Below are 9,696 nucleotides of genomic sequence, written 5' to 3' on the forward strand. Positions count from 1 at the left end.
CTATTGTGATCCTCATTTCTCATCGCACCTTCTTCATTCGGCGCAATTCCGGAGAGGTCCGACCGGCCACTCGGGCAAGGGGAGCGTCGTAGGAAATGAGATGCGTTGAAAAGCAGGGCTTTCGACGCGCTTTGGCGCTACAAAAAATTAAGCCCGGCGAATGCCGGGCCAAGAGGGAACAGGTGAATCTTTAACTGATGCGATTTGCGCCTACGCGATCTGCACCGTCGGCAGCGACTCGATTTGCACCAACATGGTCAGCGCCGTCTGCAGCCACACGGTTGGCACCTACTCGATCGGCGCCGTCGGAAGCCACACGATTGGCGCCTACACGGTCGGCACCGTCGGAAGCCACGCGGTTGGCGCCTACACGGTCAGCACCGTCAGAAGCCACGCGGTTGGCGCCTACACGGTCAGCACCGTCAGAAGCCACGCGGTTGGCACCCACCCGGTCAGCGCCGTCGGAAGCGACGCGGTTGGCGCCCACACGGTCAGCACCATCAGAAGCCAGCCGACCGACGTTAGTGTGTGAAGAGCCATTTTCGGCAACAACCGGTGCATTAATCTGTTTGTGCCCTTCAACCGCAGGAAGTGCAAATGCGCTGCTTGCAAGAATCGAAAAAGCCAGGCCGAAGATCAGTTTGTTAGTTTTCATGATAGTTGCTCCAGTTCGAATAAGTAGTGGGTCACTCGGTATGGAGTTAACTTTACTCGGCTCAGAATGATTAAGAAGTCAATCGCATTGCTAGCGAACATTGCTGAAATTGATACTAGAAAAGCGTCAGCGTATTCAGCCACTTAGCGATCATCTCAGCGGAGCTGGCGTGATCGCCCTGGCAGGCTGACGGACGCGTATCTCCATCGTCCCCCTGTGCAGGAGGGCGATCGCCCCTGCCTAGACCCTGTGGATCGGCGAGATAAGCATGTTGGACAGGTGTAGATGACGAGCGCAGCACGATTGGGCAATCGTACAGCTGCGCTCGATGAAACAGCAGAGCGGTGCCACCCATGGATAGGGCGGCGGGGCAGGGATGCCGTCAGTCGGTCTCGATTCGCGAATGCTTGCGCGTGTCCTTCATGAAGACATACACCAGCAGCGAAACGGCGATACAAACGGTCACGTACCAGTAGTAGCCCGTTTCCATGCCGACGCTTTTGAACCACAAGGCGATGTACTCAGCGGTGCCGCCGAAGATTGAAACAGTCAAAGCGTAGGGCAGGCCAACACCCAGTGCGCGGATCTCGGTGGGAAAGAGCTCGGCTTTGACGACCGCGTTGATCGAGGTGTAGCCGCTGACGATGATCAGGGCGGCCATGATCAGGAAGAACGCTCCCCACCACGTTTGGATGGTGTGCAGGGTGCTCAGGATGGGGACAGTGCACAGAGTGCCCAGCACGCCGAAGGCGATGAGGATCGGCCGACGGCCGACTTTGTCCGACAGCGCGCCGATAACTGGCTGCAGGCACATGAACAGAAACAGCGTTGCGGCGGAAATGGTCGTGGAATCGGAAATGCTCATCCCGACGGTATTGACCAAGTATTTCTGCATGTAAGTCGTGTAGGTGTAGAAGGCCAGCGTGCCTCCCATGGTCAGGCCGACCACCGTCGCCAGTTCCTTGGGGTGACGCATCAAGGTGCGCATCAGGCTCTCTTTCGATTTTTCCTTCTTGGCGAACGACTCGGTCTCTTCCATGCCGCGACGTAGAAACAGCGCAACCACCGCACACAGTGCGCCAATGGCGAACGGGATACGCCAGCCCCATGCGTTCAGTTGTTCGGTCGAGAGCGTTTGCTGAAGAACGATCAATACGCCCAGCGCGATCAACTGGCCCGAGATCAGCGTCACGTATTGAAAGCTGGAGTAGAAACCACGGCTTTCCTTGGTTGCCATTTCGCTCAGGTAAGTGGCCGAGGTGCCGTATTCGCCACCCACGGACAGTCCCTGCATCAGCCGCGCGAGGACCAGCAGGATCGGGGCGCCGACACCGATGGTTTCATAGCCTGGCGTCAGGGCGATGATCAGTGAGCCGAAGCACATCAGCAGTACCGACGCCATCAATGCGGCCTTGCGGCCTTTGCGGTCGGCGTACAAGCCCATCAGCCATCCCCCGATGGGGCGCATCAAAAAGCCCACGGCGAAGATGGCGGCGGTGTTGAGCAGTTGCGCGGTGGTATCGCCCTTGGGGAAGAAGACCTTGGCGAAGTAAAGGGAGAACGCCGCGTAGACGTACCAGTCGTACCACTCGACCATGTTACCGACCGAACCGCTGAAAATGGATTTCAGGCGGCTGCCGGTGGTTTTTTGAGGCGTGGACGTGGACGTGGATTCGGCGGATGCGGAATGAGGGACGGCCATAGGGTTACCTGCAAGTCATTGTTTTTAGAAGGCGCGCAGTGATGCGGTCTGATGACTGTGATAGCAGGAGCTGTGCCAGGCCCCGAAAGGCCCGGTCTAGAAGGGCTGGCGCATTTTTGATGAGCGGAAATCCGCCGAGAGGAGGCCCTAGGATGCGCGGAATGTCGCCGATGCAACAGGCTCCACCCTGTCATCCCGCGATCATCGGGGACCCAGGCGACCGTCAGGTAAGAACTGTTCCCGCGTCAGACCATGGCGCTGCATCTTTTCATTCAAGGTTCGCCGGGGCAGTTGCAGCTCGTTCAGCACGGCTTTGATGTCACCGCAGTGCCGGCTCAACGCAGCGCGCAGGCAATGGGCCTCGAACGCTTCCTGGCGGGCCACCAGCGATTGGCCTTCCGGAGCTTCGACCGAAGCTGGATTTTCCAGTCCCAGCACTTGCCTTTCGGCAGCATTGGCCAGTTCGCGGACGTTGCCGGGCCAGTCGTGGCTGAGCAAGTGCCCCAACTGTGCACCGCTGAGCGTCGGTGGATTTCGGCCTAGACGCTCAGCGGCCTGGCGCGCGAAATGGCTGAACAGGAGGGGAATGTCTTCGCGCCGCTCGCGTAGGGGAGGGAGTCGCAATTCAGCGATGTTCAGCCGATACGCCAGATCCTCGCGGAAGCGGCCCGCGCGAGCCTCGTCGAGCAGATCGGGTTTGGTCGCCGCGACGATGCGCAGGTCGACCTCAATGCTCTGGTTCGAGCCCAGCCGCTCCAGACGTCGCTCCTGAATGACCCGCAACAGTTTGGCTTGCTGGGCTAGCGGCATGCTTTCAATCTCGTCGAGAAACAAGGTGCCGCCATCGGCGTATTCCAGTTTGCCGATCCGCTTGCCCTGCGCGCCGGTGAAGGCGCCGCTTTCGTGACCGAACAGCTCCGCTTCGAACAACGTCTCGGGAATGGCGGCGCAGTTGACGGCCACAAACGGTTTTTTAGCGCGAGGGCCGAAGTCGTGCAGACACCGCGCGACCATCTCCTTACCACTCCCGGTTTCACCACGAATCAACACATTGACGGGCAGCGGCGCCAGGTCCAGCACGTGGCGCCGCAGCGTCTGCATCATCGGCGATACGCCCTGCAGCGTGGCCTCAAGGCGAGTCCGTGTGTCCGCCTGCGCGTGCAACCGCTGATTTTCGAGCACCAGGGCTCTCTTTTCCAACGCGCGGCGCAGGCTGGCGAGCAGCGTTTCCGGGGTAAAGGGTTTTTCCAGGAAGTCATAGGCGCCGTCGCGCATGGCCTCGACCGCCATCGGCACATCGCCATGGCCCGTCAGCAGGATCACGGGCAGTTCGGGGTCACGCGCCTGAAGTTCAGCCAGCAGTTCCAGCCCATCCATGTCCGGCATGCGCACGTCGCTGAGCACCACGCCCGGAAAGTCAACCGGCAAGCGCTTGAGACACTCGTGCGCACGGCTGAAGAGCGTCACCTCGAAACCCGATAGCGACAGCCACTGTTCGATGGCTTCTCGAATAGGCGCTTCGTCATCGACCACGATCACTGAGTTCAGCATGGCAGTTCAGCCTCTGGTGCCTTGGGCAGGGAAAAAGAAAATGCGGCTCCATCGTTCACATTGGCAGCGATCAAGCGGCCGCCGGATTCGTGGACAATCGCATACGACACCGCCAGCCCGAGTCCCAGGCCGTCGCCCACGGGTTTGGTGGTGAAGAATGGGTCAAAGACATTGCCCAGGTGTTCTCGGGCAATTCCGCCACCGTTGTCCGAGACCGAAAGCTGCCACCGACCCTGCTCGTCAGTGATCCGGATCTGCAGGCGCTTGAGCGGTTTATCGCGCATGGCATCCAGCGCATTACGCAGCAGGTTGATCAACACCTGCTCAAGCCGGATCGCGTCGCCCTGCACCCAGGCGGGACGGGTCAGGTCCAATTCAATGTCCACCCGCTCATGGCGAATTCGGGCGTCCAGGAGCAGCAGTGCCTGATCCACCACGCTCGCCAGATCCAGCCGTTCGCGCAGGCCGCTGGGGCTTTTGCGGGCGAACGTCTTGAGGTGGCCCGTGAGGGCGGCCATGCGGGTGAGTTGCTGGTCGAGCAATGCGAGCGCTTTAGCGGCGTCCTCTACGCGCCCCTGATCGAGGAGCAGGCGCAAGGTTGCCAGTTGCATCCGCTGTGCGGTCAGCGGTTGATTGATTTCGTGCGCCAGCGCTGCCGACATCTGCCCTAGCGCGGCCAGCTTGGTCGACTGCACTAGGCCTTCCTGAGCAGTCTGCAGGTCGCGGGTCCGGGCTTCGACCAACCGCTCGAGCTCTTCGCGGCTGCGTTGACGAATCCTGGCCAGCCGCCAGCGCTGGTACACGAACAGACCCGAGAAGACGAGGGTCAACCAGATGCCTGCCGCTGCCAGTGCAGCGTTGCGAAGGTCTTCGACCGCTGGCTGCGGTTTGCGCAACAGATGCAAGGTCCAGCCTTCCGGTTGCAAGGGCAGTGATTGCCAGAGGTAGTCGGCCGTGCCATCGGGCGCGGCAATGCGGCTCAATTCGCTGTGCTCGCCGAAGGTGCGCAGGGTTTCCCGATGCAACGCGCTCAGCGGCTGTTTATCGTATTGGCGGGTGGTGCGCAGCTCGAGCAGATCCGGATCCGACAGTGGCTGCAATATGCGATAGCGCCAGGCGGGCTGGTTGGCGATGAAGACGATGCCTTTGGCGTCGCTGACCAGCAGCACATCATCCCCTTGAGCCCACGAGTGCTCCAGATCGGGGAATTCGAGCTTGACCACCATCGCTCCGATGAACTGCCCTGCATCGTCGCGAACGGCATTCGACAGGAAGTAGCCCGGTATCCCGCTGGTCACGCCCACCGCATAGAAGCGCCCGACGCCGGTGGCTTTAGTCTGGGTGAAATACGGGCGAAAGCCGTAGTTGTGGCCAACGTAACTGCTGGGCAGTTTCCAATTACTGGCGCCAATGGCCAGCCCGTTGCGGTCAAGCAATTCCAGGGTCGATGACCGGGCCGCGCCGTTGATCTGCTCCAGTTTCACATTCAGTGCCCGGGTCGTCTTGGCGTCGACCGGACCGCTCAACGCGGCCCGCAGTTCTGGGTCAAGCGCCAGCACGGCGGGCAGCGCGCGATAGCGTTCAATCAGGGTCTGCAGGGTGTTGGCGTAGAGCGAGAGCTGTCGCTGCGCCCGTGCTGCATCATCTTCCAGCGCATGGCGCTGCGCCTGCTGCATGGCCAGCATCGCCACGGCCACCGCACCGGCGACGATCAACAGCACGTAGAGCAGGAGGCGAGCGAGACGGGGCATGGCGGATGGCCTGTTGACCTGACGGGCGTGTCAGCCGGTGGAGACGGCAGATAAACACAATGCAGGCGATTTCATTCTGAGCGGCATTTGGATGGCTTGCCATTCGTGAAGATGAGTGCTCATGCCAGAAAAGCGCGCGCTCGAATGAAATCGCACTGACCGTGCGGGCTTACTGCAGCGTGAACGTCGCCTCCTTCACGTCTTCGGAGTCCAGGCCGATCATGAGTTTGAAGTCGCCCGCCTCGGCAGCGTACTGCAGCGACGGATTGAAAAACTTCAGGTCGTCCTCGGTCAGGGTGAACGTCACGGCTTTCTCCTCACCCGGCTTGAGCATGATTTTCTGGAAGTTCTTCAGCTCTTTGACCGGGCGGCTCAACGACGCGGCGATGTCCCGCAGGTACAGCTGAACGGTGGTCTCACCCGCAACCTTGCCGATGTTCTTGACCTGGACCGTCGCGGTCAGCTTGTCTTTGCGGGTCATCTTGTTGATGGACAGGACGATGTCCGAAACGCTGAATTGCGTGTAGCTCAGGCCATAACCGAAGGGGAACAGCGGGCTGGTCGGCTCTTCGAAGTAATTCGACGTGTAATTGGAGTCGTTCACACGATAGGGGCGGCCAGTGTTCAGGTGGTTGTAATACGCAGGGACCTGACCGACCGAGCGAGGGAAGGTCATTGGCAGCTTGCCCGATGGGTTGTAATCACCGAACAGCACGTCGGCCAGTGCATTGCCGCCTTCGGTGCCCAGGAACCAGCTTTCCACCATCGCGTCGGCCTGTTCGTTTTCTTCGACCAGCGCCAGCGGGCGACCATTCATCAAGACGATGACCAGCGGCTTGCCGGTGGCCTTCAGCGCTTTGAGGAGGTCACGCTGACGGCCCGGAATCACGAGGTCCACACGGCTGGCCGCCTCATGGGACATGTTGCGCGACTCGCCCACCACTGCGACGACCACGTCCGATTGCTGCGCGACCTTGACGGCTTCGTCGATCATTTCCTGTTCGGGGCGTGGATCGATCGGGATCTGATCGTCCATCTTGTCGAGGTAGGTGATCGCTTCCTGGTTGTCAGTGACGTTGGAGCCTTTGGCGTAGAGGATCTTCGCTTTGTCTCCGACTGCATTGGCAAGGCCGTCATAGGCGCTGACCGTCTGGCGGGCAAGGCCGGCCGCCGACCAACTGCCCATCATGTCCAACGAGCTTTTCGCCAGCGGGCCGATGACGGCGATGGTGCCCTGCTTTTTCAACGGCAGGGTGTGATTCTCGTTCTTCAGCAGCACCACGCTGCGGCGCGCCACGTCTCGGGCCTCCGCGCGGTGCAGGCGATTCTCGGCGTTGCGGTCTGCGGGATCGTCGACCGCCGCGCCGATGCGCAGATAGGGGTTGGCGAACAGGCCCATTTCCCACTTGGCACCGAGTACTTCTCTTACGGCGTTGTCGACTTCCTTGACCGACACCTCGCCACTTTTCACCAGCGCAGGCAGCTCCTCGCCGTAGGCCTTGTCGTTCATGCTCAGGTCGACGCCGGCCTTGATCGCCAGCTTCGCGGCTTCACGGAAATCCTTGGCGACGCCATGGTCGATCAGTTCCTTGATCGCCCCGTGGTCGCTGACCGTCACACCCTTGAAGCCCCAATCCTTGCGCAGCACGTCTTGCAACAGCCAGGTATTGGAGGTGGAAGGAACGCCATTGATCGAGTTCAACGCCACCATGACGCCGCCTGCGCCGGCATCGATGGCGGCGCGGTAAGGAGGCAGGTAATCCTGTTGCATGCGCACCGGGCTCATGTCGACCGTGTTGTAGTCACGGCCGCCTTCAACGGCGCCATACAGTGCGAAATGCTTGACCGCGGCCATGATGCTGTTCGGGGCCTGGGTGCTGGTGCCCTGGAAGGCGCGGGTCATGGTCGCCGACAAGCGCGAGACCAGGTAGGTGTCTTCACCGAAGCCCTCGGAACTGCGGCCCCAGCGCGCATCACGGGTGATGTCGACCATGGGCGCGAAGGTCATGTCCACGCCATCGGCGGCGGCTTCGATGGCCGAGACGCGCCCGGTGCGGGTCACGGCATCCATGTCCCAGGTCGACGCAAGGCCCAGGCTGATCGGGAAAATGGTGCGTTGGCCGTGCACCACGTCATAGGCGAAGAACATCGGAATCTTCATGCGGCTGTTGGCGACAGCGGCATCTTGCATGGCGCGGTTGTCGGGCAACACGACGGAGTTGAACGTGCCGCCGATCTTGCCGGCCGCGATCTCTTTGACAATGTCCGACTTGGGCATTTCCGGGCCGATGCTGATCAGACGCAATTGACCGATTTTTTCTTCAAGGGTCATTTGCTTCATCAAATGGGAAATGAAGGCGTTCTTGGCTTGCAGCGTGGAGAGGTTACTGGCGGGTTTGGCGGCCGTTTCAGCCCAGACGGACTGGCTGGCCAGGCCGATGACGAGACTCAGTAAACACAGCTTATTCATGTAGGCGATTCTCAAGGCGTCGGTCGGCAACTCACGCGAAATACCGTGCGGCCTTTGTTTTTGGTAAGAAACCTTTGGTTTTTGTTGTCGTCAGGGCGTGCTAATCGCTGAACTCCCGGCGCGTTAGAGCATCAGTAACGCAGCGAGTTTTATCCGGCAACGGAGCGGCATGACAAAGCCTGACGACGTGATGGGCCAGGATTATGCCGAGGATCGCCCGATTTGGCTAAAGTCATGTCTGGCGAAGTGAACAAACAAGGACTTCAAGGGGCACGCAGGCCATGCAAATAGAGCGTTACGGGCACATTCGGGGTAGTCGTTACAATTTGTCACTAGCGCTGCTGATGCTGCTGAGCACGTTATTGGCCGGTTGCGGCATCAACAACATTCCCACCTACGACGAGCAGGTCAAGGCCGCTTGGGCTCAAGTGCAGAACCAATACCAGCGCCGCGCCGACCTGATTCCCAATCTGGTTGAAACCGTGAAGGGCTATGCGCGTCAGGAACAGGAAACCCTCACGGCGGTGATCGAGGCGCGCGCCAAGGCGACGTCGATTCAGGTAGATGCCAATACCCTCAACGATGCGGCCAAGCTCAAGCAGTTCCAGGATGCGCAAGGCCAACTGACCGGTGCCTTGAGCCGCTTGATGGTGGTGTCCGAGCGCTACCCCGATCTGAAATCCAATCAGAACTTCCTCGCGCTGCAGTCTCAACTCGAAGGGACGGAGAATCGGATTGCCGTGGCGCGCCGCGATTTCATCGCCGCAGTCGAGAAGTACAACACCGAGATTCGCACCTTCCCCGGTCGTCTCTGGCATTCGGTGATGTACCGCGATTTGCCGATCCGACCCAATTTCGAAGCCACCGCAGCGGGGGCCGACAAAGCCCCTGAAGTGAAATTCTGATGCGTGTCGCCCGCCATGGGTTCGCAATCGCATGGCTTGCGATGCTGCTGGGCATCTTTGCTCAACAGGCGCTCGCCGAGCCGACCTTCCCGCCCCTGACCGGGCGAGTCGTCGACATGGCCGGGATGCTCGACAACGCGAGCAAGGAACGGCTGTCGCAGATGCTGCGGGCACACGAGGAACTGACCACTGAGCAAGTCGTGGTGGTCACGGTGCCGAACCTGCAAGGTAGCGCGATCGAAGATTACGGCTACCAATTGGGTCGGCACTGGGGCATTGGTCAGAAGGGCAAGGACAACGGTGCGCTGCTGATCGTGGCCAAGGAAGAACGCAACGTGCGCATCGAAGTGGGCTATGGGTTGGAGGATCGTCTGACGGACGCGCAATCCGCGGTCATCATCAACCAGATCATCACCCCGGCGTTCAAACAGGGCGACTTTGCCGGCGGCATCAACCGTGGGGCCGATGCCATCGTGCAGGTTCTGGGCGGCGATCCGCTGGCCGAACCTGCGGTCGGTGCAACGGGCGGCGACGAGGTCACGGATGGGCGGATGACGCTGCTGCTGTTCGTGCTGTTCATCATCGCCTGCTACATCAGCGCACGCTACGGTGGCATCGGCCTGATCGGCTCGGGCGGTTCCAGAGGCGGGGGGGGTGTGGGG

Annotated in this window: 7 protein-coding genes; 2 read left to right on the forward strand and 5 right to left on the reverse strand. The window is 60.6% G+C overall.

Going from position 1 to position 9,696, the window contains the following annotated elements; translation table 11 throughout:
- Nucleotides 1–190: 190 nt before the first annotated feature.
- The 5 genes from DBP26_RS09475 to bglX form a co-directional block, all read right to left on the reverse strand.
- Nucleotides 191–655 (reverse strand): hypothetical protein, encoded by a 465-nt coding sequence (locus tag DBP26_RS09475; RefSeq protein WP_108237027.1) that lies wholly within the window; start codon nucleotides 653–655, stop codon nucleotides 191–193.
- Between the two features lie 382 nt (nucleotides 656–1,037).
- Entirely contained in the window at nucleotides 1,038–2,357 is a 1,320-nt protein-coding gene (locus DBP26_RS09480) for an MFS transporter (protein ID WP_108237028.1), read from the reverse strand.
- 201 nt (nucleotides 2,358–2,558) lie between these two features.
- Nucleotides 2,559–3,908 carry a sigma-54 dependent transcriptional regulator gene (locus tag DBP26_RS09485; protein WP_108237029.1) on the reverse strand — a complete coding sequence of 450 codons (1,350 nt, stop codon included), beginning with the start codon at nucleotides 3,906–3,908 and terminating at the stop codon, nucleotides 2,559–2,561.
- The gene (locus tag DBP26_RS09490; protein WP_108237030.1) at nucleotides 3,902–5,659 is read right to left on the reverse strand and encodes an ATP-binding protein; all 1,758 of its coding nucleotides are present in this window, start codon (nucleotides 5,657–5,659) and stop codon (nucleotides 3,902–3,904) included. The genes DBP26_RS09485 and DBP26_RS09490 overlap by 7 nt, the downstream gene beginning before the upstream one ends.
- 169 nt (nucleotides 5,660–5,828) lie before the next feature.
- Nucleotides 5,829–8,129 carry a beta-glucosidase BglX gene (gene bglX / locus DBP26_RS09495; protein ID WP_108237031.1) on the reverse strand — a complete coding sequence of 767 codons (2,301 nt, stop codon included), beginning with the start codon at nucleotides 8,127–8,129 and terminating at the stop codon, nucleotides 5,829–5,831.
- Nucleotides 8,130–8,410: 281 nt separating this feature from the next.
- Between bglX and DBP26_RS09500 the strand changes: the two genes are divergently transcribed.
- Both DBP26_RS09500 and DBP26_RS09505 read left to right on the forward strand, forming a co-directional pair.
- A complete protein-coding gene (locus tag DBP26_RS09500; RefSeq protein WP_108237032.1) occupies nucleotides 8,411–9,034 on the forward strand; it encodes a LemA family protein in 624 nt (207 codons plus the stop codon).
- The coding region (locus DBP26_RS09505; RefSeq protein WP_108237033.1) for a TPM domain-containing protein at nucleotides 9,034–9,696 on the forward strand (663 nt) is incomplete at its 3' end. The genes DBP26_RS09500 and DBP26_RS09505, both read left to right, overlap by 1 nt.

This window comes from Pseudomonas sp. RIT409 (assembly GCF_003052515.2).
Taxonomy (GTDB): Bacteria; Pseudomonadota; Gammaproteobacteria; order Pseudomonadales; family Pseudomonadaceae; genus Aquipseudomonas.

Coding starts and splice junctions, on each gene's coding strand:
- DBP26_RS09475 (WP_108237027.1), bottom strand. CDS start 655: ATGAAAACTAACAAACTGATCTTCGGCCTGGCTTTTTCGATTCTTGCA.
- DBP26_RS09480 (WP_108237028.1), bottom strand. CDS start 2,357: ATGGCCGTCCCTCATTCCGCATCCGCCGAATCCACGTCCACGTCCACG.
- DBP26_RS09485 (WP_108237029.1), bottom strand. CDS start 3,908: ATGCTGAACTCAGTGATCGTGGTCGATGACGAAGCGCCTATTCGAGAA.
- DBP26_RS09490 (WP_108237030.1), bottom strand. CDS start 5,659: ATGCCCCGTCTCGCTCGCCTCCTGCTCTACGTGCTGTTGATCGTCGCC.
- bglX (WP_108237031.1), bottom strand. CDS start 8,129: ATGAATAAGCTGTGTTTACTGAGTCTCGTCATCGGCCTGGCCAGCCAG.
- DBP26_RS09500 (WP_108237032.1), top strand. CDS start 8,411: ATGCAAATAGAGCGTTACGGGCACATTCGGGGTAGTCGTTACAATTTG.